The following is a 25,401-nucleotide window of genomic DNA, read 5'->3' as shown; positions in this document are numbered from 1 at the left end:
GCAACCCATTACAGCCATTTGGGTTTTGTTCAGCAACGTGTGCTTTACAGTGCGGGTTCAAACCGCGAAATCATCGCTCCGCATCCCGTCATCTCGCGCACATTCAAAAGCACCGTATGGTTTCGCACAGTCATTCGATCACCTGAGCTCATCATCTGCTATCAGATCGCTTCGCTTGCCGAGGTACATCGGCTTGTCCGGTCCACGGTAGCGCGGTAGCCAACGCTTGTCCTTCGGACCGGTTGGATGATCATACTCGGTGGACGAAAAGATAAGCTGTGCATCGTTTGCCTCGCACATCTTCTCGAGCTCCGTTAGGTAGCGTGCTAGGTCGGCAGTGTGCAGCTCCTCTTGCTTCGGAGTGTCGAGGATCAGGAAGCGAAATGGGCGAGATTTATCAGACAGATACGCCTCTAGCAGCGCCGCATGTATGGCTAGGACCAGTCTGATTGTCGTGCTGCTGCTTCCGCCACTGCCGATGACATCAAGCGTTTCACCTCCGAACGTAAAACGGAGATTCAAGTCAATGTCGACGTTCGTCGACACGTTTTGCGTGTCAAGCGTCTGCATCCACTTCACAGTGAGTTCGCGTAGCGTCAATCGAAGCTTGTTGAACTCATTGTCTGCTCTACCGGTGTTGGACAACCCGTCAATGCGATCCTGGATACGATCGCGCTCTCTCTCCAGCTTGAACAACTTTGAGCGCTCTTCCTTCAACCCAGAAATTCGACCCAATTCGCCCTGCACGCCGACAAGTTGCTTGGTCAAGGCCTGCACCGCAGTCACCAACTGGTCGACGTCCGAGGTATTGGGCGCCTCGAGGTTGTCAACGAGCGTCTGGCGCTCCGCGCCTAGCTCCTTAAGCCGCTCCTCCAATTGCTCAACTCGAATCTCGGCACGCTGGCTGTTCCGCTCCAAGTCCTTGATTTGGTCCTTGAGATACAGCAGGTTCTTCCCGTACGATTCCGTGCTACCTAGAAACAACCCGCAGTTCGGCGTGCGGCAGATTTCTTGAAACGACGTGAAGACACGCCGGGCCTTTTCGTTCAGCCCGAGGGTCTTGACCTCTCCGTCAATTTCCGCACGGATGGTCTCGATGCCAGCGACACGATTTTGCAGTTCGAAAAGCTCCAATTGCCGAGCTCGGATTTGGATGTCCTTCTGACGCAGGAGTTCTGTGAGCGTCGAATTCGCGGTTCCCTTCGCGTCCACAGACTCACGAAGTCCGTCGATCTGCTGCGTCAGGTTTTCAGCCGTCCGCTGCAGCACAGCTTGGTTTGCATCGCTATCGTCCACGCCCCAACTCTGGTACTCAAGCACACGCTGTGCGGCAACGATCCTACGTGTCTGTGCCTCGAGGGCACTCCTCTCTTCGATAAGGGTCTTCTTGACCTCATAGGAGTGCTTTGGGTTCAGCCCGAAGGCGAACCGCACCATCTCCGCAAATTGGTCTGCGATAAACGTGCTTGGGGCGCGGTAGGCAGCTGAATATCCGTAGCCTTGTATGAGGTAGAACAGGGGCAATAGGGTTGCGATGTAGGGCTGTGCCTCCTCGCCCTTTGTCGACACCAGCCGTGGCGGCTTCAACCCAAGCAGCCGAAACAGCGCGAGGGAGAAGGAACCCTGTGAATAGTGCTCGGTTTGCTCGCCATCGAAATCGATCGTGGCGTAAAACCCCTCGTTCGTCGCGTCGATGGTGCGGCGGATCGTGAGCGGCTTCCCTTCCGACTCGGCGCGCAAGACAACCGCGTTGCATTTCTCGAGGATGTCGGTCCGAAAGTTGTTGGGGAACCCCAGCGCGGACGCAAGCGCACGGACGATAGGGGTCTTCCCGCTGCCGTTGCGCGCGAACAGCATCGTGGTCCTGTAGCCAAACTCTAGGAGCGGGCTTTCCCAACCCACGTCGCCCAGAGATTCGATCTGCAGTGACTTCAGCCTCAATTTACTTCTCCTCTGGCTTTAGCTTCATCCCGGATGTACTGGTAACTAAGCTCGACGGTTTTCATTGAGTAGGATAAGAGACTCTCTGCCTCGACGGCGCCGTTGTAGACTTTCTTTCCCAACTCGGTCGCCGCGATTCGGCGCGTCTCCTCGTCGATGGTGACTAGCCCCGTCGACTCTAGGAACGTTAGCGCCTTGATGGTCCTGATCCGCAGGTTGCCGGACCAGCCAATGTCCTGAGAAGATCCTTTGAAGCCGGCGACGGTCCGCTCCAGACACTCGCCGACCAACTGCCCAATCTCGGGCAGTTGAGGCTTGGACTGAGCCTTCGAGATTGCCAAGATAGTCATTGCGAGCAGGGGCAGTTGGAACAGGGCCTCATTGTCGAGCGTGTGAGCTGGCGAAGACCCTTCGCCAGAGAGGTTCAGCTTGAGACCGAGCCGCCTAGCTTCGCTGAAGAATTCTGGCGAGTTCATCGCGTAGCTCTCCTAACGACGGCCGCACAGAAGGCTCCGAACACCAAGTCCGTATCTAGTGCCGCGAACTTCTTCGCGATCGGGGAGTCGAGCGTTGCTTGAACGAAGTTCTCAAGGTCTCCCAAGACGCCTCCCCCAAGCAGCCATGCCTTGCACTTCTTGTCGACTTCATCGAGCAAGACGTTGAACGTTAAATCCGGGAATGTGTGCCGTGCAGTTCTAACCCAGACGTCCCAAGCGACCTTCGCGCGCGACGCCGCTTCTATCATGGATTCAGTGGCACCCGCCTCCTTCAGCTTCCGCTGAAGAATAGATGCCACTTTGATGGCAGCGGGGTCGCCCCCTTGCTGCAGGGTCTGGTACACCTGGGTGGAAATGCTCAAGACATCAAGTAGGTCTTCTAGGCCGACGCCAGTTGCTAGATCGATGTCTGCCTTGGATAGCCCGCTGATGGGAGAGCAGGACTTTTCCTCGACAAGTGTCACCAAGCTTCTTGCGAGGCGCTCAACCTCGTGTTGATGCAGCTCAATCTCGCTGTGCCTCCAGATAGCGTTGTGCGCGGCAATACTGAACGCTTCGAGCGTGTCGCCGATGTACTGAACGTTCGGCAGCAAGGAGAGCTTCTTTCGAGCCGCATCAATTTGCTCGGATGACAGCGGGGTCTCAGGCGAAACAATTTCAGCAAATTTTTCGATGAGCTGACGGATGTACTTCTTGCTCGACGTACCAGCGGAGAGGTCCGTGACGACATCGTGAACATCGTCGTTGAAGTGAACGTTGCTGAGAACCGTGATTTCACGACACTGGTCGCCAAATTCGACAGTGTGCACGAATAGCTTACCCGCGATGCTGTTGCGGATCGCCTCCAACTTCTCTTCTGTATCCAGCGCCCCTGTCTTCTTGAGAGAGAACACCTCAGCGACATCCCATTGCTGGTTTGCCTTACCCTTGGTTTTCACCTGGAAGAAGTGGTAGTCGACCACGCCGGCTACTGTTCTGCGCACGACAAAGTCGTCGTGATAATCGCAGTAGACTCGGTCGATCTCCTTGCCGCTCAGGATCTCAAGCGCCGCATAGGCAGCTGCTTGGAATTGCATACGGAACCTTGCAACGGTGTTGCGACCAACTGTCTCTCGCGGCTTTTTGTCATGGATGACGTCCATGCGTTTCGCTTTGCCCCCGAATTTCGCATGCACGCTTTGTATCACATTTACTCGCCCTCGCCCACGATACGTTTGAGTGGTCCAATGGGAAATGTGGCACCAAGTGCTTGAGTCAACGGCGGCACCGCGACCTCGCCCTCCCCCATGGTCGTTCCAATCGCGGCTGTGGCTCATTTTGAAGAGGGATCTCATACTGTATAAATATACAGCATTTACCCTGCTGCCGCAGCTCGGCAGCCAGAAGTAACGCAGCCCACTGAACCCTTTCGGGTAGGTGCATCGCGGTGCCGTGAGCCGGCCGGCTACCTCATGGCACTGGCGATCACGGCAACAAGACTTTCCGGCCGGTCCCACCTTATAGCGAACGCTCAGATTTTTCTTCCAATAGCCGGCTCCTGACCGAATTGAGCCAGTCCGTCTGACGCGTTCTGTTTGCTCTAGTCTCGCCTTATACACAACATTACTTCGTCGGATACCGGAGCGTGAGTTCTTCAAGGAACTGGGACAGGCGCGTGAGCCACTCTCGGCGCTCGCGATCGTAGTGATGCCGGTTATACACGCCGGCGACACCGGGTTGAATATGACCAAGTACCGCCTCCGCGACATCATGCGGGCACCCAAGTGCGGCAAGCATAGTTCTGGCAGTCCTCCGCAAATCGTGAGGCGACCAATGCGTGACAGGTAGCCGTGGCCGATTATGATTCGGTGCCTGCTTACAGTACGGCTGATGATAGTAAATGCCGTGCGAAATGACGGTCTGCTTCATCATCTCGCCGGTCGACGTCGGGAACAGAAAGCCGTTCACGGCCAGGTCCTTGCGTCGACGGACAACGGCCTCGGCTCGACCAACGAGCGGCACCCGCAAATCCCCTGCTTTCGCGCGCCACGAGTTCTTGGTTTTTTCCTTCGGCACGGTCCACCATAGGCCGTCCGCCTCGTCGGCGATTTCGTGCGACTCCATCGAAATGATTTCGCCGCCACGGGCGCCCGTCCACAGATACAACGTGATCGCGTCGGAAACCGTTAGGCTCATATTCGGCAGCCAGCGGAGCAGCGTGCCGATCTCATCCTCGCTCAATACCCGCTTTTTCGTGCCCATGACGACGCCGTCGATCGTGCGCCCCTTACTGCGAAGCTTGCCGCGCAGGATCATTCGCCACCAGTTCGGCGTGCCGTCAGGCAGCCTCCCAGCGTCCATCGCATAGTCCCATGCTCCGCCCAACTCCATGCGGAGGCGCGCAGCGAGTGCCGGCGTGGCACGATAGGAATTCAAGAATTCGAACGCCTGCGCACGAGTTATCGACGCAGCCGGAACGCTCTCGATCGGGCTGAGCATCGCCTTGAACATCCGCCTAACCTCGATCACGCCCTTGTCCTTGCGGTTCGGCTCCAGATAGCCGCCCATATACTCGAAGCACACCTGCTTGACGGTGTATGCGTCGACAGCGCGTGAATGGGCAACCGCAGCGCGCTTCTCGCGCTTTGCAGCAGCAGGATCGGCCCCGGCATCGCGCTCCGCTCGCCTTTGCTCCCATGCGGAAATCGCGGCGGGAAACCCCATGGCCGGCCACTCGCCGAGCTTCACCTGACGCATCCGGTCGTCAATGGGGGATTTGTATCGGTAGATCCAGGAGCGACGGCTCTCGCTGGCCTGAAAGCGGAGTCCCGGGAATCCGTCAAAGGTCATGTGCTGGCCCGCAGGCAACTTGCTCGCGGTTCGTGCGTCGAATCTCATCAGCGGTCGGCGTAGGTTTTTGTTGTGGGCCGGGACCGCAGCGTAGCTTTTCGGTCTGGCGTAGGAAAATGTTACGCCAGAGTGCCAAGTTTTCGCCTATTTCGTCAAGTGCAGACAAGGCACCTGACAAACGCAACTTTCGGCTCAAACCCTTTACCATAAAGGCTGCGAGGTGCGAGAGCCAGATGGAGCAAGGGGCTCCGCAGAGCCCCTTGTTTTCGTTACTCGTTTTCCTCGAAGTAATGCCCGAACTTCGCCTGCTTGGTCCGGATGTAACGCTCGTTTTCCTCGCGTACGGGTACCGCGAGCGCCACGCGTTCGCAGACGGGAATGCCGTGCTTCACGAGCGTGTCGAACTTCTTCGGGTTGTTGCTCATCAGTCGCACCGACGTCACGCCGAGGATCCGGAGAATCGCTGCGGCCGAGTCGTATTCACGGGCGTCGTCGGGCAAGCCGAGGTCGAGATTCGCCTCGACAGTGTCGCGCCCCTGCTCCTGCAACGCGTATGCACGGATCTTGTTGCTCAGACCAATGCCGCGCCCTTCGTGACCGCGCAGATACAGCAGCACGCCGCGGTCTTCCGCCGCGATGTAACGCAGCGCGAGATCGAGTTGCTCGCCGCAATCGCAGCGGTAGGAGCCGAACACGTCACCGGTCAGGCATTCGGAATGAAGCCGTGTCAGCACGGACTGCTCGCCGGTGACGTCACCCATCACGAGCGCGAGATGTTCGGCATCGCTGCCCGATACGCGGAAGGCGTACGACGTGAACGTACCGTAGCGCGTGGGCAGCGACGCGGTGGCGACGAGCGTCACGCACTCGTCGGCCTGGCCATTGCCCTGCGTGGGCGATTGGGGACGCGAAGACATCATGAATTCAATCGAAACGATCAGGAATGTAGGAGTTGTGTGGATAGTGCGTGACCGGAGTTTACCGCTAATCTGGAAACGTCACGCGACTGCCGCAGCAGGCCCGGCTATACTGGGCCCGTCGGGTGCCGCGCATCACGCCCTGCCTTCCCTGCATCGTCCTGCACACGGAGAAAGCAAATGAGCACGACTGTCGCGCAAATTCTCAAAGCCAAGCCGGATTCCGGCCGCACGATCTACACAGTCACGAAAGCCGATTTCGTCTATGACGCCATCAAGCTGATGGCGGAAAAGGGAATCGGTGCATTGCTGGTCATGGACGGTGACGACATCGCGGGCATCGTCACGGAACGCGACTACGCGCGCAAGGTCGTGCTGCAGGACCGTTCGTCGAAGGCCACCCGCGTCGAGGAAATCATGACGGCGAAGGTACGTTACGTCGAACCGTCGCAATCCACCGACGAGTGCATGGCGCTGATGACCGAACACCGGATGCGCCACCTGCCCGTCCTCCAGGAGGGCAAGCTCATCGGCCTGATCTCGATCGGCGACCTTGTGAAGAGCGTAATTGCCGACCAGCAATTCACGATCAGCCAGCTCGAACACTATATCCACGGCACCCCGGCGGTCACGTCTGCCTAACCAATCCCAGCAAAAAAGGCCCAAACGCGTGAGCGTCTGGGCGGAAAAGCCGCCGGAATGCGGCGACGGAGGTTCTGCTCTGCTGACGCGGACGCGCGCGAGTGGCGCGCGTCCCGTCGGTCACATGCTGTGCTCGGGCAGACCCGGGGATGTTCAGTTGCCGAAGTAGACGGAGTTCACGGGATTCGGGGCTTCACGCGTCATGCGGCGGCCCGACTGACCTGCGCCCGTCGCCACCGCACCATAGCCGCTCGTGTCGGCTTGGGCGAGCATCGGCTGGTTCGGCTGGCTCCGTTGTTCTGCGGCCTGGATGTTCTGCGGATATTGCGCATCGCTCGCGAGCGGCTTGTAGCCGTTCTGTTCGAGTTGCACGAGTTCGGCCCGGACCTGGTCGCGGGTCAAGCCCTGCTCGGACTGCGCGAACGATGCGATCGGGGCGGCAAGGATGGATGCAGCGACCGCTGCGTAGATGATCGACTTCATGATGGACCTCCGAAATATGTTCTCTTTTGGCGTCGCTTCCGGCGGGACTGTCTGAAGCGATGGATCAAGTGTAGTGCTCGCAATACCAAGGGGAAACCCTTGGTTTGAACATACAGCGTTGCGTTTTCGGAAAAAATCGCCCACCGTGGTCACGCAAGATCACCATTACTTAAATCATTTTCACAACAATGCCTGACGAAAGACCGACAGTCCGATCACCGATCCGGAAGGTTGTGTTGTAGAATCGTAAGGTTTATTCGCCTGTCGATACCCTATTCACCATGCACGCGCCCACGCCTTCCGCGGTTTCGCCGTCCGGCCCCGCCGGCGTGCGCGCGCGCGCCGGCCGTCCGGCGCACCCCTGCCTTCGACGCAAGGCCAAGGCACCGCTCGCCCCTGCCCGGCACCTGATCTGACGGCACGGCCTCCTTCCGGAGCCAGGTCAGACAGGCTCCGGGCGATCCCCATAGGCACGCCACGCCTGCCCCATGCCGATCATTTGGAGAACTGCCATGAAACAACGCCTTTACCAGTTGACCGAACTCGACGTCGCTCGTCTCGAGAAGCACGCCGAACACAACCCGCGCTTCCAGACGATGCTCGACACACTGCTCGAGCGCGCGGACATCGTGCAGCCCGACGCCATCAAGGCAAACGTCGTCACGATGAACTCGCAGATCACGCTGCTCGACGAAGCGTCCCAGGAACAGGCCACCTGGACGATTGTTTATCCGGATGCCGCCAATCTCGAGCTCGGACGCCTGAACGTGTTCTCGCCGGTCGGCATGGCGCTACTGGGCACGCAACGCGGTCAGCTGGTGAAGGTGCTGCAGCCGAGCGGCGCCGAAAAGTTGATGAAGGTCGCGGCGATCGTGTTCCAGCCGGAAGCCAACGGCGAATACACGCGCTGATCCATCCGTCAGCCGCAACCTGCGCGGAATGCAAAAAAGCGAGGCCTGTGCCTCGCTTTTTTGCGTCCCAACGATCCGGATTGTCGTCACCGCATTTCACACGCGAAAAAAAGGCGCCCGGAGGCGCCTTTTTCGATGCTGCGAAGCTGGTTACCCAGCTGTCACGCTTAGAAGCGGTGACGCAGACCAACCGTTGCTGCGGTTTGGTTGATCGACGAGCTCGCCGGCGTCGTATTGTCGCCGTTGTAGATCGACGTGCCGATCGCGTTGCCCTTCGCACCACGCTGGTACACAGCTTGTGCGTACACGTCCGTGCGCTTCGACAGCGAGTAGTCAGCTTGCACGCCGAACTGGTTCCAGTGCGAGCTGCCACCGTCGACCTTCGTGTTCGTGTACGTGTACGCTGCGCCCAGGCCGAGAGCCGGCGTCAGGTTGTACTTTGCGTTGACTTCGTAGTTGTCCGTGCGGAACGCGCCGGTCAGGCCCGGGACGTTATCGATACGCGATTGCGTCCATGCAGCACCGACTTGTGCCGGGCCGAATGCGTAGCCAGCACCAGCACCGTACGTACGGATACGGCCTTGCGAAGCGATGTTCGTCGCGCCGTTGGCGTTGGTACCGTCACCGAGGTTAGCTTGCGAGTACGCTGCACCCAGCTTCAGGCCTTGGAACTGGTACGACAGACCGCCGCTGTAAGCGCGGTTGTTGCCGAAGTTCTGGTTGTTCGAGAACGAGTACGTGCCGCCGAACTGCAGGCCAGCGTAGTTAGCGCTCGTGAACTTGACCGAGTTGTTCAGCGCGACGTCGCCGTTCGTGCTCAGGCGGTCGTTGTTGCCCGGGTGCGCGAAGTACGTGCCGCCCCACGTGCCCGTTGCCGTCAGCGGCGCCAGGTAGTCTTGGGTTGCGTCGTACTGCTTGCCCAGCGTGACCGTGCCGTATTGGCTCGACAGGCCAACGAATGCCTGACGGTTGAACATGCCGCCGTTGTTGCCCAGCTTGCCGTTACCGATGCCGAAGCCGCTTTCCAACGTGAAGATTGCCTTCAGGCCGCCACCGAGGTCTTCCGAGCCACGCAGGCCGAAACGGCTCTGGTCGATGCCCGAGCCCATCGACCACAGCGACTTGCCGGCGACGTTGCTTTGGTAGGTGATGCCTGCGTCCAGCACGCCGTACAGCGTGACGCTGCTTTGCGCGTGAGCGACGGTAGCGAACGATGCTGCAGCTGCTGCAACGATCAGAGTCTTGTTCATTCGTGGAGCTCCCTTCTAAAAAGAGGCAGGTCTCGCGACCTTGTTCATAAACGGTCTGCAACCGCCCGGGAACGCCATCTGTCCTTCTGGCCGCGCCCGGATAGTTGCCCGTTTGGGAACCGTGAGTTTAGGGGTGTACCCTAGGGACGCGATCTGCAAATAAAGAAATAAGCTTTTCCAGAACTAGAAATAATGAAAGTGGGCACATGTTATAAGTATTTGTTTTAACGTATTTTTTTGACCGATTGACGGATGCTTTTTGGAGGCTTTCATCGCACCATTCTTTCGTGTCATCGTCTTGACGGTTGCATAGAAACAACAAGCGGAATCGATGGAACCACGCAAAATCGGTATTTTTTACCCGAATCAGTCTCAAAATATTAGGCCTACTCGCCTAAAACGCTGCGACTGAACCGTAAACACACGGCGGCGCAGCCGTGCCGACCCTATTGGGCCGCCGGAGGCTGCGGCGTGGGGCCGACGGCGGCCGCCCGCAGGTCGTCGTGACATGCGGTAACAGCCTTAACGACCCGCGTAACCCGGCCTCGCAACCAGCAAGTTAATGTAAGGCGCCCGATGACATATTAGATAGAGGACCCGCCATGAATCGACGCTCGTTGTTGCGCGCCATCGGTCTGGCCGCCGCCGTCGCCGCCACCGGCGGTTGGCTGCGCACCGCCTCGGCCCAACCCGCACCGCCAGGGTATAGGCCCCCCGGACCGCATCCGGGCCCCGGCAGCCCGCCTTACTCCGATCGTCCGGCCTTCGCGCCGCCCGCACTGCGACACGATCGCCGGCCACCGCCGCCGCGGTCGCATGGCTATATCTGGACCGACGGCTACTGGCGCTGGCAGCACGGCCGCTATATATGGGTGTCCGGACGCTGGGTCGCTCGCCGCCCCGGACGTCGATGGGTACCTGGATACTGGCGTCGCCAGGGGCACGTGTGGGTCTACGTCGACGGTACCTGGCGATAAGTCGCCAGCACCAGCGCCGGTGAGCGGTCGGCGCGGTGCCGCCACTTCCTCGGTCTTGTCGATCGACTCGCCGCGCCGTCCCGCATACGAACCGACCGACCGCGTGGATGCGAATCGCGCCTGCCCTCGTCACGACGGTTCATATCCTTCATACGCCGATCGCCGCGCGTGGGTCGCGCCCTTCCCGACGCCGCATGCGCAAACAACGCATTCGATACATTCGGATAACGAAGTCAGCCGATGCTGCTGAAACACACGCACTCCGCTCAACGCCCGCCGCACGGCCCGGCGTGCTACTGCACCGATCGCGCGAGCGGCCTCGATGCTGCCTGGGCCGTTTCCGCCGGCCAGCCGCCCGCGAGCGCCTTGTACAGCGCGACCGTCGACGCCGCGCTGCGCATCCGCCCGTCAGCCGCTGCGTCCTGCGCCTGCAGCAGCGTCCGCTGCGCGTCGAGCACTTCGTAATAGTCGATCGCGCCCGCCGAGAAACGCGTCTGCGCGAGCGCCGCCGCGCGTGCGCTATCGTCCGCCGCACGCACGAGGTGCGCGGTCTCGTCCCGTGTGCGGGCGACGCGCAGCAGCGCGTTCTCGGTTTCCTCCAGTGCGCCGAGCACGGTCTGCCGGTACTGCGCGAGCTGGCCGACCGCTTCCGCGTCGCTCGCCGCGATCCGCGCGCGCACGCGGCCGACGTCGAGGAACGACCAGTCGACGCCGAGCGCGATCAGGGTCGTGTCGCTGCCCGCACGGAAGAACCCGTAGCTGCTCGTCGCGCTGCCGAGCAGCCCCGACAGCGTGAAGCGCGGAAACAGGTCGGCCGTCGCGACGCCGACCCGCGCGGTGGCCGCATGCAGCCGTGCCTCGGCGGCCGCGACGTCGGGACGCCTGCGCAGCAGGTCGCCCGGCGTGCCGGGATCGATGTCGGCGGCAAGCGCCGGCAGCGGCACCGGCGTGCCTTTCGATGCGTCGGCGTTCGGAATGTCGAACCGGCCGATCAGCGCATCCGGCGCCTGTCCGGTCAGCACCGCGAGCCGGTGCTCGTCGACGCCGATCGCAGCTTCGTACACGGCGATGCGCGATGTCGTCGATTCGTACTGCGCGCGCGCACGCGCCGTATCGAGTTCGGAACCGCGTCCCGCGCCGACGCGCGCATTGATCAGAGCGAGCGTCTGCTTCTGGTTGTCGGCGTTCTCGCGTGCGATCCGCAGCCGCTCCTGCGAGCCGCGCAGATCCACGTACGTGCTCGCGACCTCGCCCGCGATCGCGACACGCACCGCGCGCACGTCGGCCGCGCTCGCGGCCGTTTCCGCGCGCTGTGACTCGATCGACCGGCGCACGCGGCCGAACAGGTCCAGTTCCCACGCCGCGTTGATCCCGACATTGGAGATCGGCGTATCGCGCTGGCTGCGCGGCGCGCCGAACGCCTGGTCCTTGCTCATCAGCTGGTGGCCGATCCGGCCGCTCGCGGTAATCGTCGGATAGCGGTCGAACGTGGCCTGCGACAGCAGCGCGTTCGATGCGTCGTAGCGCGAGACGGCGACCTGCAGGTCCTGGTTCGCCGCGAGCGCCGCGTCGATCAATTGCGTGAGCGCCGGGTCGCCGAAGCCGCGCCAGAACGTGGCATCGGCAGCCGCCGACGCGTCCGCCGACGACGCATCCTGCGTGGCCGGATGCGCGTCGCGTGCGAAGCGCGCGGCAGCCGCGGTGTCGGGTCGTTTGAAATCCGGGCCGACCGCGCACGCGGCGAGCGTCACCGACATCGCGAGCGCGGAAAGACGAAAAACGGCGCTCATCGGTTTTCTCCTTCGAGGGTGCCATGCTGTTCGCTCCACACGGCCGGCGTGCCGCCCGCGAGCTTGCGGATCGCCACATAGAACACGGGCGTGAGGAACAGCCCGAACAACGTGACGCCGAGCATCCCCGCGAACACTGTGACGCCGGTAGCCGCGCGCACCTCGCTGCCCGCGCCGCTGCCGATCAGCAGCGGCACCGAGCCCGCGATGAACGCGACCGACGTCATCACGATCGGCCGCAACCGCAGCCTGCACGCCTCGAGCGCCGCTTCGATCACGCCCTTGCCCTGGATTTCGAGCTCGCGCGCGAACTCGACGATCAGGATCGCGTTCTTGCACGCGAGACCCATCAGCACGACGAGACCGACCTGCACGAACACGTTGTTGTCGCCGCCGGACAGCCATACGCCGAACAGCGCCGCGCACATGCACACCGGCACGATCAGGATCACCGCGAGCGGCAACGTCCAGCTTTCGTACAGTGACGCCAGCACCAGGAAAACGAGCATCACCGCGAGCGGAAACACGACGATCGCCGCGTTGCTCTGCGTGACCTGCTGGTAGCTGAGGTCGGTCCATTCGAGCGTGATGCCCGGCGGCAGCACGTCTTTCGCGATCTGCTGCAGCTTCGCGATCGCCTGCGACGACGACATCGCCTTCGGGTCCGCGTCGCCGATCAGGTCCGCGGCCGGATAGCCGTTGTAGCGAACGACCGGATCCGGCCCGTACGCGGGCTCGACCGTCACCATCGAGCCGATCGGTACCATCTCGCCCTTCGCGTTGCGGGTGCGCAGGTTCGCGATGTCGGCGGCCGTCTGCCGGTGACCGGCATCGGCCTGCGCCATCACGCGGTACACGCGACCGAATGCATTGAAGTCGTTCACGTACATCGAACCGAGATAGACCTGCAGCGTGTTGAACACGTCGGTCAGCGCGACACCCTGCGCCTTCGCCTTCAGGCGGTCGACCTTCACCTCGAGCTGCGGGATGTTCGCCTGGTACGCGCTGACGGGGTAACTCATCCCCGGCGTCTTCGCGACCGCAGCCTGGAATGCCGTCAGCGCCTTCTGCAATTCGCCGTAGCCGAGCCCGCCGCGATCCTCGAGGTACAGCGAGTAGCCCGAACCGTTGCCGAGGCCCTGGATCGGTGGCGGCATCAGCGCATAGGTGATGCCGCTGCCGATCGCCGCGAAGCGCGCGTTCAGGTCCGCGTTGATCTGCGCGGCGCTGCGGTGACGCTGGTCGAACGGCTTCAGGATCACGTACGAGTTCGTGATGTTCGGTGTGTTTACGCCCTGCAGAGCGTTCAGGCCGGCGAATGCCGGCACCATCTCGACGCCGTCGGTGCCGAGCGCGATCTTCGTCATCTGCTCGGTCACCGCGCTGGTGCGAGCGAGCGACGCGCCTTCCGGCAATTTCGCGCCGGCGAACAGATACAACTTGTCCTGCACGGGAATGAAGCCGCCCGGCACCGCGTTGAACAGCAGCGCGGTCGCCGCGAGCAGGACCGCATAGACCGCGAACACCGCACCGCGCCGCTTCAGCGTGCGCGCGACGACGCCGTGATAGCGACCGGAACTGCGCTCGACGAAGCGGTTGAACGGATGAAACAGCCAGCCGAATGCATGGTCGAGCACGCGTGTGAGCGCATCCTTCGGCGCGCCGTGCGGGCGCAGCAGCTTCGCGGCGAGCGCGGGCGACAGCGTCAGCGAATTGACCGCGGAAATCACCGTCGAAATCGCGATCGTCACCGCGAACTGCTTGTAGAACTGGCCGGTCACGCCCGACATGAACGCCATCGGCACGAACACCGCGCACAGCACGAGCGCGATCGCGACGATCGGCCCCGACACCTCGCGCATCGCCTGATGCGCGGCGTCGCGCGGGCTCAGCCCCTGTGCGATGTTGCGCTCGACATTCTCGACCACTACGATCGCATCGTCGACGACGATCCCGATCGCGAGCACGAGCCCGAACAGCGTCAGCGTATTGATCGAGTAGCCGAGCAGGTAGAGCCATGCGAACGTGCCGACCACCGACACCGGCACTGCGACGAGCGGAATGATCGACGCGCGCCAGGTCTGCAGGAACAGGATCACGACGAGCACGACCAGCACGACGGCCTCGATCAGCGTGTGCTGCACCGCGCGAATCGATTCGCGCACGAACACGGTCGGGTCCCACACCGGGCGATACGCGATGCCCGGCGGGAAGCGCTTCGACAGCTCATCGAGCTTCGCATACACGGACTTCGCAACGTCGAGCGCGTTCGCGCCCGGCGACAGGAAGATGCCGACCACGGCCGAATGCCGGTCGTTGAAATACGAGCGCAGCGTGTAGTCGCCCGCACCGAGCTCGATGCGCGCGACGTCGGACAGCTTGACGACCTGGCCGTCGTCGCCATTGCGCAGCACGATGTCGCCGAATTCCTGCACCGTGCGCAACCGGCCGCGCACGTTGATCGACACGAGGAAGTCGTTCTTCTTCGGCGTTGGCTCCGCGCCCAGCTGGCCGGCCGATACCTGCACGTTCTGCTCGCGCACCGCGGCGATCACGTCGCTCGCGGTCAGCCCGCGCGATGCCAGCCGGTTCGGGTCGAGCCAGAGCCGCATCGCATAGTCGCCGGAGCCGTACACGCCGACGTCGCCGATGCCGGTCAGGCGCGACAGCTCGTCCTTCACGTTCAACGTCAGGTAGTTGCGCAGATACAGCGAATCGCGGCTGTTGTCCGGTGAATAGAGGCTCACGTACATCAGCGGTGTCGGCGACTGCTTCTGCGTGGTCACGCCGTACTGTCGCACCTCGTCGGGCAGACGCGACAGCGCCTGGCTCACGCGGTTCTGCACGCGCACGGCGGCCGTGTCGGGATCGACGCCCTGCAGGAACGTGACGACGACCTGCAGGCTGCCGTCCGAACCCGCGACCGACTTCATGTACATGATCCCTTCGACGCCGTTGATCGCTTCTTCCAGCGGCTCGGCGACCGATTCGGCGATTTCCTTCGGGTTCGCGCCAGGGTACGTCGCACGCACCACGACGCTCGGCGGCACGACTTCCGGATACTCGCCGGCCGGCAGCATCGGGATCGAGATCAGGCCGATCGCGAAGATGACGATCGACAGCACGACCGCGAAGATCGGCCGGTCGATGAAGAATCGGGAGAAATCCATCGCAGGTCTCCCGTTATTGCGCGGCCGGCGCGCCGGCGTCGGCCACGGCCTGCGTACCGCTGCCCGGCTCGGCGCCGGTGCCCGCATCCGCGCGCGCGGGCAGCACCTTCGGCTTCACCTGTGCACCCGGATAGTAGATCCGCTGCACGCCGTCGACGACCACGCGATCGCCCGACTGAAGTCCCTTTTCGACGATCCGCTCGCCGTCCAGCACACGGCCGATCGTCACGTCGCGACGCAGTGCCTTGTCGCCGGCGCCGATCACGTAGACGTACTTGCGATCCTGGTCGGTGAGCACCGCCTTGTCGTCGACGAGCAGCGCATCCTGGTCGCGGCCGCTGACGAGCTGCACGCGCGCATAGAGGCCCGGCGTGAACGTGTGATCCGCGTTCGGCAGCCGCACGCGCGCGCGGATCGTGCCGGTTTGCGGATCGAGCCGGTTGTCGAGGAAATCGACGGTACCTGCGTGCGGGAAGCCCGTCTCGTTGGCGAGGCCCACGCGCACCGGATCCGCGCCGATCGCCCGGTGCTTCGGGTCGGCGCGACGCGCGTTGTAGCGCAGGTAGCTCTGCTCGTCGCAGTCGAAATACACGTAGACGGGATCCTGCGACACGACCGTCGTCAGCAGCGTGTCGTCCGCGCGTGCGAGGTTGCCGGCGGTCGCGATCGCACGGCCGACGCGCCCCGAGATCGGCGCACGCACTTCGGTAAAGCCGAGATTGAGCTTTGCTTCGGCGACGGCCGCGTCGGCCGCCTGCAGGTCGGCGCGTGCCTGCTCCGCGGTCGCGCGCGCGTTGTCGAGTTCCTCCTCGGAGGTTGCATGCGCATCGATCAGCGTCCGCACGCGCTTGAGCTGTACATCGGCGAGGCTCGCGGCCGCGCGCGCCCTCTGCTGTTGCGCGTTCGCGCGGTCGAGCGCGATCCGGTACGGGCGTGGATCGATCTCGAACAGCACCGCGCCCTGCGCGACGAGGTCGCCCTCCTTGTACGCGATGCGCTGCAGATAGCCGCTCACGCGTGGCCGCAGCTCGACCGCGTCGACCGCTTCGACGCGTCCGTTGAATTCGTCCGCGAGGCGGATCGTGCGCGGCGCGACGGTCGTCACGCCGACTTCGGGCAGAGGATGGGCCGACGATTCGCCTTTGCCGTCGTGACAGCCCGACAACGCCAGCAGCAATGCGCAGGCCGCGCCCAAAGGCGACGTCCTGCGTAGGGACAAGAAGAGCATGATGCCTCGCGACGGGTTAAACTGCCGCGTAGCATAAAAGTTGAAGTTAACTTCAAGTCAAGCTTTCCAGGAGGGCGTCATGGGTATCGACGAAACCCCGCAATGGCCGCTGATGTCGATCCGCGAAGTGGCCGCGCGCAGCGGCGTGCCGGCGTCGACGTTGCGCTTCTACGAGAAGCGCGGGCTTATCAAATCGCACCGCAACGGCTCGAGCCATCGTCACTATTCGCGCGCGGTGCTGCGACTGATTGCATTCATCGTGTTCGCGCAGAAGATCGGCTATTCGCTCGACGAGATCGCCGAACAGCTCGTGAGCCTGCCGGAAGACACCGCGCCGACCAACAAGGACTGGCAGCGGCTGTCGCGCGGCTGGAAGCAGCGCGTCGCGAACCGGATCGAGGAACTGCAGCGGCTCTACATCAACCTCGACGAATGCATCGGTTGCGGCTGCCTGTCGCTGAAGCGCTGCAAGCTGACCAATCCCGAGGACCGCGCGGGCCGCAACGGGCCCGGCGCGCGGCGCTGGCACGGTGACGCGCCGCCCGATCTCGACTGACGCGGGCAGCCGGCGCAATGCCCGTCGCCGCGCCGGCTCCACGCATCACCCGACCCGCCAGCCGCCGTTCACCGCGATCGTCGCGCCCGTGACGAACGACGCGCGCGGGCCGACCGTGGGTGTTGTTTGCCGCGCATCACGGGCCCGGCATGCACGCGCGAATCGTGACGGCATGCGCGCAGGCCGGCTTCGCGCCGCGCGTGATCCAGCAGCCGCGCCAGATGCAGACGACGGCCGGACTCGTCGCGGGCGGCATCGGCGTCGCGCTGATGCCGCGGCTGTTCGTGCCGATGCATCCGCAAGGCATTACGTTACGCGAACTGAATGGCGCAGGCAGCCCGCTCGCATACGAACTGGCGATCGCCTACCGGACGCCGTCGCCGCTCGTCGACGCGTTGCGCGATAGCGAGCGGCACGCGGTCGACGCACTGCGGCTGGTGGCGGCAACGTGATCGCGCGCGTCGTGTGCGCGGCGCTCAGACGCGCAGGATGCTGAGCGCGACGTCGAGCACGGCCTGCCGGAACGCATCCCGCCGCGTGGGCAGCGACGTGAACTCCAGCATCATGTGGCTGTACGACACCGTCGTGCCGACCGCGCTCGCGATCATGAAGAACAGCACGTTCGGATCGACCGGGCGGATCTCGCCGGCCTCGACCGCGTCGGCCAGCAACGGAAACATTGCATCGTGATACGGACGCACGATCCGCTGCTGCAGGCAGTCGAGCCGCCCGCCCTCCTCGGTCGCCGCCGTCGAGAAGAACATACCGATGTCCGGCTCCTCGAATTCGTGATCGACGCACAGCTCGATCGCGCGCCGCACGCGCTCGCGATGCGGCAATGGCGACGTGCGCAGCGCGCGCAACGCATCAAATAGCGGCTCGGCCAGGTCGACGATCTGCTCGACGACAGCCAGCCACAACGTTTCCTTCGTGCCGAAATGGTGAGCGATCAGCGCCGCATCGATGCCCAGCTCGCGCGCGACCTCGCGCACGCTCGTCGCATCGTAGCCGCGCTTCGCGAATGTACGACGCGCGGCGCGCAATATCACGTCCGGACCGACGGACGCCTCCGCCAGCGGCCGCCCGCGCGTACGCCGCTTCGATGGCGCGCGCTCAGTGACTTCAGCCACGTTTTCCTGCTCCCGTTGAATGAATCGAATGCCCGTGTTGGGACCCGGTTCCACATCGCCGGAACCAGGCTGCCTGCCCCGCTCCGTTGACACGCGAAGCCGGGAAGCGCTAGGATCATACATTATTCATCACGTGATGATTTATTCATGACAACCCCTACTCGCATCGTGATCGTCGGCGGCGGCATCGCCGGATTGCAGCTCGCGACCCGCCTCGGCGAACGTCTCGGCCGCACCGGGCGCGCTCAGGTCACTGTCGTCGACCGCAGCCCGACCCACGTCTGGAAGCCGATGCTGCACACGATCGCGGCCGGCACGCGCGACGTGCAGCAACAGCAGGTGATCTTCCTTGCCCATGCGCGCGATCACGGCTACACGTACCAGCCCGGCGAACTGACGGGGCTCGATCGTGCGCGCCGCCGCGTGCAGTTCGGCGAGATCCGCTCGCAGGACGGCGAGCGGGTGGTCGACGCGCGCGAACTCGAATACGACGTGCTGATCCTCGCGCTCGGCAGCCAGGCCAACGATTTCGGCGTGCCGGGCGTGCGCGAGCACTGCTACTTCATCGACAGCCAACAGCAGGCCGAAACTTTCAACGAAGCGTTGCGGATGCGCGTGTTTCGCAGCATCGCGCGCGACGAGCCGTTTCGCGTCGCGATCGTCGGTGCGGGCGCGACGGGCGTGGAGCTGGCAGCGGAACTGAGCCGGCTGCTGGAAGTGGCGCAGGCGTATGGCGACGAGACGGTGCGTGAACGGCTGCGGCTGACGCTACTCGAAAGCGGCCCGCGCATCCTCGCCGCGTTTCCGCCACGGATTTCCGCGTCGGCGCAGCGGCGGCTCGAGCAGATCGGCTTTCACGTGCTGACGTCGACGCGCGTGACGGCGGCCGATGCAAACGGCTTTCACCATGGCAACGGTTCGTATGCCGAAGCAGATCTGATGGTGTGGGCGGCCGGCGTGAAGGCGCCCGATTTCATGCAGGCGCTGGGCGGGCTCGACACCAACCGCGCGAACCAGATCCTGGTCGGGCCCACGTTGCAGGCCACGGCCGACGAGAACGTGTTCGCGATCGGCGATTGCGCGAGCCTGCAGCCCGACGGCCACGAACGGCCTCTGCCACCCACCGCGCAGGTCGCGGCCCAGCAGGCCGAGCATCTCGCGAAACACTTGCCCGCATGGCTCGACGGCAAAACGCTGCCGCCGTTCGCGTTCCACGACTTCGGCGCGCTCGTGTCGATCAGCGACTACGACGCGTTCGGCACACTCGGGCAATTCGGGTTCTTTCGCGGCGGCTTCATTCAGGGGCGCTTCGCGCAATTCAGCCATCTGATGCTGTATCGGTGCCACCAGCAGGCGCTGCACGGATTTTCCAAGGCGACGCTGCTGTGGATCGCCGAACGGATCAACGGCTGCGTGCAGCCGCGCATCCGCCTGTCGTGATGCCGCATGTCGCGGCATCGCGTAACGTTTCGAGGGAAACAAAGATGAGCAACAGTGCAGTAGCCTGGCCCAAGATGGTTGCCGCGATCGGCAGCTTCGACATGCCGTCCGTCTCATGGGCCGCACCGCGACGACGCAGCATCACGCGCGATCGCCTGCCGTCGTGGGACGCGACGAGCCAGCCGACGATCAGCGTGCTCGAGCGTCCCACGGCCGACACCGTGATGATTTCGTGGCGCGACGCGTGCACCGGCCACTACGGTTATCAGAAGTGGCGGCTGTTCACGACGCGCAAGCACGGCGCCTGTGCGCTGTCGGGGCGGCCGATCGTGCCCGGCGACAGCGTGTATGCGCCGCAACTGCTCGGCTCGGCGCCGGGCAACGCCGCCGCGATGGTGCTGGCGGCGTTCATCGACGAGGCGTGTGCCGCTTAAACGGACGTCGCCTGGCCGGCACCATAGGCCGGTTCGCTGTTCTGCCGTTCCAGTTCAGCATCGAGATGCGCGGCATGCGCCAGCGCTTCGGACTCCGACATCAGCTCGCCTTCCCACTTCGCGACCACCGCGCTGGCGATCGAATTGCCGACCGCATTGGTGGCCGAGCGGCCCATGTCGAGGAACGTGTCGACGCCGAGGATCAGCAGCAACCCCGCTTCCGGGATATCGAACTGGTGCAGCGTCGCCGCGATCACGACGAGCGATGCGCGCGGCACGCCGGCCATCCCCTTCGACGTCAGCATCAGGACCAGGAGCATCGTGATCTGCGTGCCGAGGGACAGGTGAATGTTGTACGCCTGCGCGATGAACAGCGACGCGAACGTGCAGTACATCATCGAGCCGTCGAGGTTGAACGAATAGCCCATCGGCATCACGAAGCTCGAGATCTTGCGTCGCACGCCGAAACGGTCGAGCGCGTCGAGGATCTTCGGATACGCGGCTTCGGAGCTCGCGGTCGCGAACGACAGCATGAACGCTTCCTTGATCAGCACGAGCAGCTTGAATACGCGGCGGCCGAGGAACAGCAGGCCTGCGATCACCAGCGTGCTCCACAGCAGGAACAGGCTGACGTAGAAGTCGCCCATGAATACCGCGAACTTCAGCAACACCGACAGCCCGTTGACCGCGACCGTCGCGGCCATCGCGGCCAGCACCGCGAGCGGCGCGAGCTTCATCACGTAGCCGGTGATCTTGAGCATCACGTGCGACAGCTGGTCGATCGCGGCCACGAGGATCTTGCCGCGCTCGCCGAGCGCCGACAGCGCGACGCCGAAGAACATCGAGAACACGACGATCTGCAGGATCTCATTGTTCGCCATCGCCTCGGCGATCGACTTCGGCACCATGTGGCTGACGAAATCCTTCAGCGTGAATTTGGACGTCGCGAGATGCGCGGATGCGCCGATGTCCGGCAGCGGCAGACCGAGATTCTCACCGGGGCGCAGCAGGTTCGCCATGAACAGCCCGAGCAGCAGCGAGATCAGCGACGCGGTAACGAACCAGCCGAACGCCTTCACGAACACGCGCCCCACCGACGACGCGTCGCCCATGTGCGCGATGCCGACGACGAGCGTGGAGAACACCAGCGGGCCGATCACCATCTTGATCAGCCGCAGGAACACGTCGGACACGAGGGAGATGTAGCCGGCGATTTCGGTCGCCGCCTGCTTGTCGGGAAACTGCGTGTAGATCATGTAGCCGATGAAGATGCCGGCCGCCATCGCGAGCAGGATCCAGACTGCCGCAGACATTCGTTTGTTCATAACGGAACTCGACGCAAGGTGCAGGAGTGAAAGAAAAAATACGCGCGCCGATGCCGTGCCACGGCGCACGTTGCGAGCAAGGCGGGCCCGGGACTCCGGGCACCCGCCACGCTCGATACTGCGAACGTCCGCGAACGGACGCGCTGTCGCTGCCGCGGCGCTCGCGCGAGGGCGAACGCCGGGGCAACCGTTCAGCTTGATGCAATCAAATCGAATCTCATCCGCTCAGGTCAGTAGCCGATCGCCGAACCGGCCGGCCGGCGCGGATCGTTGACGCCGTAGATGTAGCCGACGCGCACGTTACCGGACACCGACGAGTCGTTACCGGAACTCTGACGGCTCGCCGCCTCGGTGCCGGGCAGGCCGACCAAGATCAGCTCCGCTGCGCCCCACGGCGTCTGCTCGACCATCTTGTAGCCCATGTTGCGCAGGATTGCGAGCGTGTCGGGCGACAGGCCGCGGGTTTCGTAATAGACCTGGTCCGGCAGCCATTGATGATGGATGCGCGGCGCCCCGACCGCATCCTGCGGCGTCATTCCGTAGTCGATCACGTTCAGCACGGTCTGCAACGTGATCGTGATGATGCGCGAGCCGCCCGGCGACCCGACCACCATGAACACCTTGCCGTCCTTCTTCACGATCGTCGGCGCCATCGACGACAGCGGACGCTTGCCAGGTGCGATCGAGTTGCGCGTGCCCTGCACGAGGCCGAACAGGTTCTGCGCGCCGACCTTGACCGTGAAGTCGTCCATTTCGTCGTTCAGGAAGAAGCCCGTACCCGGCGCGATCACCACGGCGCCGAAGCGGCCGTTGACCGTGTACGTGGTCGACACGGCGTTACCGTCGCGGTCGATGATCGAATAGTGGGTCGTCTCCGGCTTTTCGTGCACGCCGACACCCGGCTGCACGTCGACCGACGCCGTTGCCGTGTCGCCGCTGATCTGCTTGCGGATCTCGGCCGCATACTCCTTGCTCGTCAGCTTCGCGACCGGATTGTCGATGAAGTTCGGATCGCCCAGCAGCGTGTTGCGATCCTCGTACGCGTGACGCATCGCCTCGGTCATGTAGTGGACCACCGAAGCCGACTGGTAGCCGAACTTGCGCAGGTCATACCCTTCGAGGACGTTCAGCGTCTCGCACATCGTCACGCCGCCCGAGCTCGGCGGCGGCGCCGACACGAACTCGTAGCCGCGATACGTGCAGGTCAGCGGCGCCATGTCCTGCGCACGATACGACGCGAAGTCGGCCGCCGTGATCAGCCCGCCGCCGCGCTTCGCGGCCGCTTCGACGATCTTCGGAATCTCGCCGTGATAGAACGCGTCGGGGCCCTGCTCCGCGATGCGCTCGAGCGTGCGCGCCAGGTCCTTCTGCACCAGGCGGTCGCCCGGCTGCAGCGGTGTGCCATCCGGGCGCAGGAAGATGCGCGCCGCTTCCGGGTCCTTCTTGAAACGGTCGATCGTCGTGTCGAGGATGTCCGTATCGCCGCGCGTCAGCACGAAGCCGTCGCGCGCGAGCCGGATCGCCGGTGCCATCACCTGCCGACGCGTCAGCTTGCCGTACTTGCGCTGCGCGAGGTCGAGACCCGCGACCGTGCCCGGCACACCGACCGCGCGATAGCCGTACAGGCTGTCGTCCGGAATGACGTTGCCGTTCGCATCGAGATACATGTTCGCGGACGCCGCGGCCGGCGCGGTCTCGCGGAAGTTGATGAAGCGGTCGCGGCCGTCCGCCAGGTGCAGGGTCATGAACCCGCCGCCGCCGATGTTGCCGCAGCACGGATTGGTCACCGCTTGCGCGTAGCCGACCGCGACGGCGGCGTCCACCGCGTTGCCGCCTTCCTTCAGGATGTCGACGCCGATCTGCGACGCGAAGTGCTGCGACGACACGACCATGCCGTTCTTCGCTTCCACCGCGGGTTCCGAAGCGGCGAGCGCGCCTGCGCTCAGGGCCGACAACAGGGTGAGTACGACGAGCCGCCTCATGACGGAATCCTCCAGACGAATGACCGGGCCTTGCCGGGGTGCGCGACTGGTCCCAAGGGCCAGCCGACCTGTTGACCCGAAATGTAATGAACAATACATTTCGAAGAGGCCGCGATCATAGCACCGACATTTTCATCTCAAAACCTAGGGTTATCACTCAATTTTTGCGCGCGACGACGCGGTACTCGATCGCCCCAAATGTTCGTTTTATTACATATATGAATCATCGACGCCCCGGTGATACGTCCCTCTAATCTGTGGCGTCACGCGGTTTGCGGCCCGTCGATCGGCTAACATGCATGGAGTCGCCGGCAGACGCATGTCTGCCGTTTGTCATTCATTCAGCTACGAGCAAGCCGGAGTGCCCGATGGGGACAAGCATCAGGGCGTTGCTGCTATCCCAGATGGATAGCTTCACGCCGTCGGAACAGAAGGTCGCGCACGCGCTGCTGGATCGCTATCCGAGCCTCGGTCTCGGGCCGATCGCGAGCTTCGCGAAGCAAGCCGAAGTCAGCGACCCGACCGTGTTTCGCTTCGTCGTGCGGATCGGCTTTCCGAACTACTCGTCGTTTCAGCAGGCGCTGCACGACGAGATCGACACCGCGATGAATTCGCCCCTCGCGCGAATGGACGCGTTCCACTCGGAATCGGGAATGCGCGACAGCCATGCGGCAATCTTCCAGCGGCTTTCGCAATCGCTCGCCACCACGATCGAAGGACTCGATGCGGCAGCGTTCGACGATGCGGTGACGCTGCTGGCCGATCCGGATATCCGCGTGTTCTGCGGCGGCGGGCGTTATACCGCCCCGCTCGCATCGCTGTTTTCCTTCACGCTCGCGTATGCGCGCCCGCACGTGCAGTACGTCGAGCCGAACGTGAATCTCGCATCGGTCTCGCTGACTGACATGGGGCCCGGCGACGTGCTCGTCATTTTCGATTTTCGCCGCTATCAGAAAGACAGCATCCGCTTCGCCCAGGCCGCGCACCAGCTCGGCGCGCGGGTACTGCTGATCACCGACGAATGGCGCTCGCCGATCAGCGCATTCGCCGAGACCGTGCTGCGGATCCAGGGGCGTCCGTTCGCGATGCTGCAGACCAATGTGCCGGCGCTCGCGCTCGCCGAAGCGCTGGTGATCGGCGTGACGAACCGGCTTCCCGAACTGGCGCGGCAGCGGATGGAGAAGATCGAGCGGCTTAGTACGGGTGGGAACGGGCAGGATGGGAATCAGTGGGATTTGCCGGAGTGAGGGGGGATGTGTTCTGGCGCGGGCATTGAGTCACCTCGCAATGAAGAAGTGATTCCGCAAAGCGTAGACCGGCGGCTTTCTGATGAATGCCGAGGCAAGGCGATATCGCTGTTTCCCCGTGAGTCACGCAATGGCGGTACGACACGAGCCCAGCGCGCAGACGGCGCGCGCGTCTGGACATTCGACGCCCGGGCAGTTCGCCCGGACGTACGCGATGCGAAGCAGGAACCGCTCCGAATCTAAGCCGGAGGCAGCCCACGTCCCCGTCTTCGGGCATTGGAATCAGCTTTCGACATCCTCGAGACTGAACACTTCCGTCTTGTCGTTGTACGAGAAGACTTCGCCGTAACGCCCCCAGTCGATCACCGCGTCGAGCGTTTCCTCGGCCGCGCCGTCCGACAGGAAATCCTCGAGCTCCTGCTCGAAACGCACGCGCGGCGCGCGATGGCCGGGGCGCTCGTTCAACACCTTCCTGATTCGCGCGGCGAGCGGCACGTGCTTCAACAGATGATCCGCGAACATCAACTTGCGCTCCTGCGTGCCGAATTCCGCGAACACGCGCGCGGGCGGCGTGAGGAACACGTCACCTTCGCGCACGTCGGCGAAGCCGAGGTACTGCAGCACTTCGGCGATCGGAAACAGTTCGTCCACT

21 protein-coding genes and 1 pseudogene are annotated in these 25,401 nt (G+C 63.4%); 8 read left to right on the top strand and 14 right to left on the bottom strand.

Features of this window, described 5'->3' with window-relative positions; genetic code table 11:
• Positions 1 to 138: 138 nt before the first annotated feature.
• The 5 genes from ACV22W_RS30660 to ribA form a co-directional block, all read right to left on the bottom strand.
• The gene (locus ACV22W_RS30660) at positions 139 to 1,941 is read right to left on the bottom strand and encodes a hypothetical protein (protein ID WP_448023154.1); all 1,803 of its coding nucleotides are present in this window, start codon (positions 1,939 to 1,941) and stop codon (positions 139 to 141) included.
• A complete protein-coding gene (locus tag ACV22W_RS30655; protein ID WP_448023153.1) occupies positions 1,938 to 2,417 on the bottom strand; it encodes a hypothetical protein in 480 nt (159 codons plus the stop codon). The genes ACV22W_RS30660 and ACV22W_RS30655 overlap by 4 nt, the downstream gene beginning before the upstream one ends.
• On the bottom strand, positions 2,414 to 3,580 hold the full coding sequence (locus ACV22W_RS30650; RefSeq protein WP_448023152.1) for a dsDNA nuclease domain-containing protein: 1,167 nt from the start codon (positions 3,578 to 3,580) through the stop codon (positions 2,414 to 2,416). The genes ACV22W_RS30655 and ACV22W_RS30650 overlap by 4 nt, the downstream gene beginning before the upstream one ends.
• Positions 3,581 to 4,040: 460 nt before the next feature.
• The gene (locus ACV22W_RS30645) at positions 4,041 to 5,315 is read right to left on the bottom strand and encodes a tyrosine-type recombinase/integrase (RefSeq protein WP_448023151.1); all 1,275 of its coding nucleotides are present in this window, start codon (positions 5,313 to 5,315) and stop codon (positions 4,041 to 4,043) included.
• Positions 5,316 to 5,536: 221 nt separating this feature from the next.
• Positions 5,537 to 6,187: a GTP cyclohydrolase II gene (gene ribA, locus ACV22W_RS30640; protein ID WP_059468449.1), complete on the bottom strand. Its 651-nt coding sequence runs from the start codon at positions 6,185 to 6,187 to the stop codon at positions 5,537 to 5,539.
• A 177-nt stretch (positions 6,188 to 6,364) separates the two neighbouring features.
• Here ribA and ACV22W_RS30635 point away from each other — a divergent pair, with 177 nt between their 5' ends.
• Complete coding sequence (locus tag ACV22W_RS30635; protein ID WP_448023150.1) at positions 6,365 to 6,826, top strand: CBS domain-containing protein; 462 nt, start codon at positions 6,365 to 6,367, stop codon at positions 6,824 to 6,826.
• 153 nt (positions 6,827 to 6,979) lie between these two features.
• On the opposite strand, the gene ACV22W_RS30630 is transcribed toward ACV22W_RS30635, so the two are convergent.
• Positions 6,980 to 7,309, bottom strand: coding sequence for a DUF4148 domain-containing protein (locus tag ACV22W_RS30630; protein WP_448023149.1), 330 nt, complete (start codon positions 7,307 to 7,309; stop codon positions 6,980 to 6,982).
• A gap of 512 nt (positions 7,310 to 7,821) precedes the next feature.
• Here ACV22W_RS30630 and ACV22W_RS30625 point away from each other — a divergent pair.
• The gene (locus ACV22W_RS30625) at positions 7,822 to 8,220 is read left to right on the top strand and encodes a GreA/GreB family elongation factor (protein WP_226114525.1); all 399 of its coding nucleotides are present in this window, start codon (positions 7,822 to 7,824) and stop codon (positions 8,218 to 8,220) included.
• Positions 8,221 to 8,387: 167 nt separating this feature from the next.
• Here the strand turns inward: ACV22W_RS30625 and ACV22W_RS30620 are convergent, their stop codons facing one another.
• Positions 8,388 to 9,470 carry a porin gene (locus ACV22W_RS30620; protein ID WP_059594819.1) on the bottom strand — a complete coding sequence of 361 codons (1,083 nt, stop codon included), beginning with the start codon at positions 9,468 to 9,470 and terminating at the stop codon, positions 8,388 to 8,390.
• Between the two features lie 602 nt (positions 9,471 to 10,072).
• Here ACV22W_RS30620 and ACV22W_RS30615 point away from each other — a divergent pair.
• Positions 10,073 to 10,447 (top strand): hypothetical protein, encoded by a 375-nt coding sequence (locus ACV22W_RS30615; protein ID WP_448023148.1) that lies wholly within the window; start codon positions 10,073 to 10,075, stop codon positions 10,445 to 10,447.
• A 293-nt stretch (positions 10,448 to 10,740) separates the two neighbouring features.
• On the opposite strand, the gene ACV22W_RS30610 is transcribed toward ACV22W_RS30615, so the two are convergent.
• From ACV22W_RS30610 to ACV22W_RS30600, 3 genes are read right to left on the bottom strand one after another with little or no spacing between them, the layout of a single operon-like run.
• A complete protein-coding gene (locus tag ACV22W_RS30610) occupies positions 10,741 to 12,237 on the bottom strand; it encodes an efflux transporter outer membrane subunit (RefSeq protein ID WP_448023147.1) in 1,497 nt (498 codons plus the stop codon).
• On the bottom strand, positions 12,234 to 15,407 hold the full coding sequence (locus ACV22W_RS30605; protein ID WP_448023146.1) for an efflux RND transporter permease subunit: 3,174 nt from the start codon (positions 15,405 to 15,407) through the stop codon (positions 12,234 to 12,236). The genes ACV22W_RS30610 and ACV22W_RS30605 overlap by 4 nt, the downstream gene beginning before the upstream one ends.
• A 13-nt stretch (positions 15,408 to 15,420) precedes the next feature.
• Complete coding sequence (locus ACV22W_RS30600) at positions 15,421 to 16,635, bottom strand: efflux RND transporter periplasmic adaptor subunit (protein ID WP_448023145.1); 1,215 nt, start codon at positions 16,633 to 16,635, stop codon at positions 15,421 to 15,423.
• A 79-nt stretch (positions 16,636 to 16,714) separates the two neighbouring features.
• On the opposite strand from ACV22W_RS30600, the gene soxR reads away from it, so the two are divergent.
• Together soxR and ACV22W_RS30590 are read left to right on the top strand one after the other, a co-directional pair.
• Positions 16,715 to 17,191: a redox-sensitive transcriptional activator SoxR gene (soxR, locus tag ACV22W_RS30595; protein ID WP_448023144.1), complete on the top strand. Its 477-nt coding sequence runs from the start codon at positions 16,715 to 16,717 to the stop codon at positions 17,189 to 17,191.
• Between the two features lie 104 nt (positions 17,192 to 17,295).
• Positions 17,296 to 17,643: pseudogene (locus ACV22W_RS30590) on the top strand (LysR family substrate-binding domain-containing protein); the annotation flags it as partial.
• A 24-nt stretch (positions 17,644 to 17,667) separates the two neighbouring features.
• Here ACV22W_RS30590 and ACV22W_RS30585 read toward each other — a convergent pair.
• Positions 17,668 to 18,321 (bottom strand): TetR/AcrR family transcriptional regulator, encoded by a 654-nt coding sequence (locus ACV22W_RS30585; RefSeq protein WP_448023143.1) that lies wholly within the window; start codon positions 18,319 to 18,321, stop codon positions 17,668 to 17,670.
• 147 nt (positions 18,322 to 18,468) lie between these two features.
• Between ACV22W_RS30585 and ACV22W_RS30580 the strand changes: the two genes are divergently transcribed.
• Together ACV22W_RS30580 and ACV22W_RS30575 are read left to right on the top strand one after the other, a co-directional pair.
• Positions 18,469 to 19,761, top strand: a complete 1,293-nt coding sequence (locus tag ACV22W_RS30580; protein WP_448023142.1) for an NAD(P)/FAD-dependent oxidoreductase — start codon at positions 18,469 to 18,471, stop codon at positions 19,759 to 19,761.
• A gap of 44 nt (positions 19,762 to 19,805) precedes the next feature.
• The gene (locus tag ACV22W_RS30575; protein WP_448023141.1) at positions 19,806 to 20,195 is read left to right on the top strand and encodes a DUF3331 domain-containing protein; all 390 of its coding nucleotides are present in this window, start codon (positions 19,806 to 19,808) and stop codon (positions 20,193 to 20,195) included.
• Here the strand turns inward: ACV22W_RS30575 and ACV22W_RS30570 are convergent.
• On the bottom strand, positions 20,192 to 21,520 hold the full coding sequence (locus tag ACV22W_RS30570; protein WP_448023140.1) for a dicarboxylate/amino acid:cation symporter: 1,329 nt from the start codon (positions 21,518 to 21,520) through the stop codon (positions 20,192 to 20,194). The two genes, ACV22W_RS30575 and ACV22W_RS30570, sit on opposite strands and share 4 nt — an antisense overlap.
• Before the next feature lie 230 nt (positions 21,521 to 21,750).
• Positions 21,751 to 23,502 carry a gamma-glutamyltransferase gene (gene ggt / locus ACV22W_RS30565; protein WP_448023139.1) on the bottom strand — a complete coding sequence of 584 codons (1,752 nt, stop codon included), beginning with the start codon at positions 23,500 to 23,502 and terminating at the stop codon, positions 21,751 to 21,753.
• A 368-nt stretch (positions 23,503 to 23,870) separates the two neighbouring features.
• On the opposite strand from ggt, the gene ACV22W_RS30560 reads away from it, so the two are divergent.
• Positions 23,871 to 24,749, top strand: a complete 879-nt coding sequence (locus tag ACV22W_RS30560) for a MurR/RpiR family transcriptional regulator (protein WP_448023138.1) — start codon at positions 23,871 to 23,873, stop codon at positions 24,747 to 24,749.
• A gap of 282 nt (positions 24,750 to 25,031) precedes the next feature.
• Here ACV22W_RS30560 and ACV22W_RS30555 read toward each other — a convergent pair.
• Positions 25,032 to 25,401 (bottom strand): AAA-associated domain-containing protein (locus tag ACV22W_RS30555; RefSeq protein ID WP_448023137.1); only part of this gene is annotated, 370 nt, incomplete at its 5' end.

This window comes from Burkholderia sp. AW49-1 (assembly GCF_053427845.1).
This window is presented reverse-complemented; position numbering and strand designations above follow the sequence as displayed.

Excerpts from the sequence above, each read along its gene's own strand:
- ACV22W_RS30600 (WP_448023145.1), bottom strand. The coding sequence starts at position 16,635 with ATGCTCTTCTTGTCCCTACGCAGGACGTCGCCTTTGGGCGCGGCCTGC.
- ggt (WP_448023139.1), bottom strand. The coding sequence starts at position 23,502 with ATGAGGCGGCTCGTCGTACTCACCCTGTTGTCGGCCCTGAGCGCAGGC.
- ACV22W_RS30610 (WP_448023147.1), bottom strand. The coding sequence starts at position 12,237 with ATGAGCGCCGTTTTTCGTCTTTCCGCGCTCGCGATGTCGGTGACGCTC.
- ACV22W_RS30645 (WP_448023151.1), bottom strand. The coding sequence starts at position 5,315 with ATGAGATTCGACGCACGAACCGCGAGCAAGTTGCCTGCGGGCCAGCAC.
- ACV22W_RS30615 (WP_448023148.1), top strand. The coding sequence starts at position 10,073 with ATGAATCGACGCTCGTTGTTGCGCGCCATCGGTCTGGCCGCCGCCGTC.
- ACV22W_RS30570 (WP_448023140.1), bottom strand. The coding sequence starts at position 21,520 with ATGAACAAACGAATGTCTGCGGCAGTCTGGATCCTGCTCGCGATGGCG.
- ACV22W_RS30655 (WP_448023153.1), bottom strand. The coding sequence starts at position 2,417 with ATGAACTCGCCAGAATTCTTCAGCGAAGCTAGGCGGCTCGGTCTCAAG.
- ribA (WP_059468449.1), bottom strand. The coding sequence starts at position 6,187 with ATGATGTCTTCGCGTCCCCAATCGCCCACGCAGGGCAATGGCCAGGCC.
- ACV22W_RS30625 (WP_226114525.1), top strand. The coding sequence starts at position 7,822 with ATGAAACAACGCCTTTACCAGTTGACCGAACTCGACGTCGCTCGTCTC.
- ACV22W_RS30575 (WP_448023141.1), top strand. The coding sequence starts at position 19,806 with ATGAGCAACAGTGCAGTAGCCTGGCCCAAGATGGTTGCCGCGATCGGC.
- soxR (WP_448023144.1), top strand. The coding sequence starts at position 16,715 with ATGGGTATCGACGAAACCCCGCAATGGCCGCTGATGTCGATCCGCGAA.
- ACV22W_RS30650 (WP_448023152.1), bottom strand. The coding sequence starts at position 3,580 with ATGGACGTCATCCATGACAAAAAGCCGCGAGAGACAGTTGGTCGCAAC.
- ACV22W_RS30580 (WP_448023142.1), top strand. The coding sequence starts at position 18,469 with ATGACAACCCCTACTCGCATCGTGATCGTCGGCGGCGGCATCGCCGGA.
- ACV22W_RS30620 (WP_059594819.1), bottom strand. The coding sequence starts at position 9,470 with ATGAACAAGACTCTGATCGTTGCAGCAGCTGCAGCATCGTTCGCTACC.
- ACV22W_RS30605 (WP_448023146.1), bottom strand. The coding sequence starts at position 15,407 with ATGGATTTCTCCCGATTCTTCATCGACCGGCCGATCTTCGCGGTCGTG.
- ACV22W_RS30560 (WP_448023138.1), top strand. The coding sequence starts at position 23,871 with ATGGGGACAAGCATCAGGGCGTTGCTGCTATCCCAGATGGATAGCTTC.
- ACV22W_RS30630 (WP_448023149.1), bottom strand. The coding sequence starts at position 7,309 with ATGAAGTCGATCATCTACGCAGCGGTCGCTGCATCCATCCTTGCCGCC.
- ACV22W_RS30635 (WP_448023150.1), top strand. The coding sequence starts at position 6,365 with ATGAGCACGACTGTCGCGCAAATTCTCAAAGCCAAGCCGGATTCCGGC.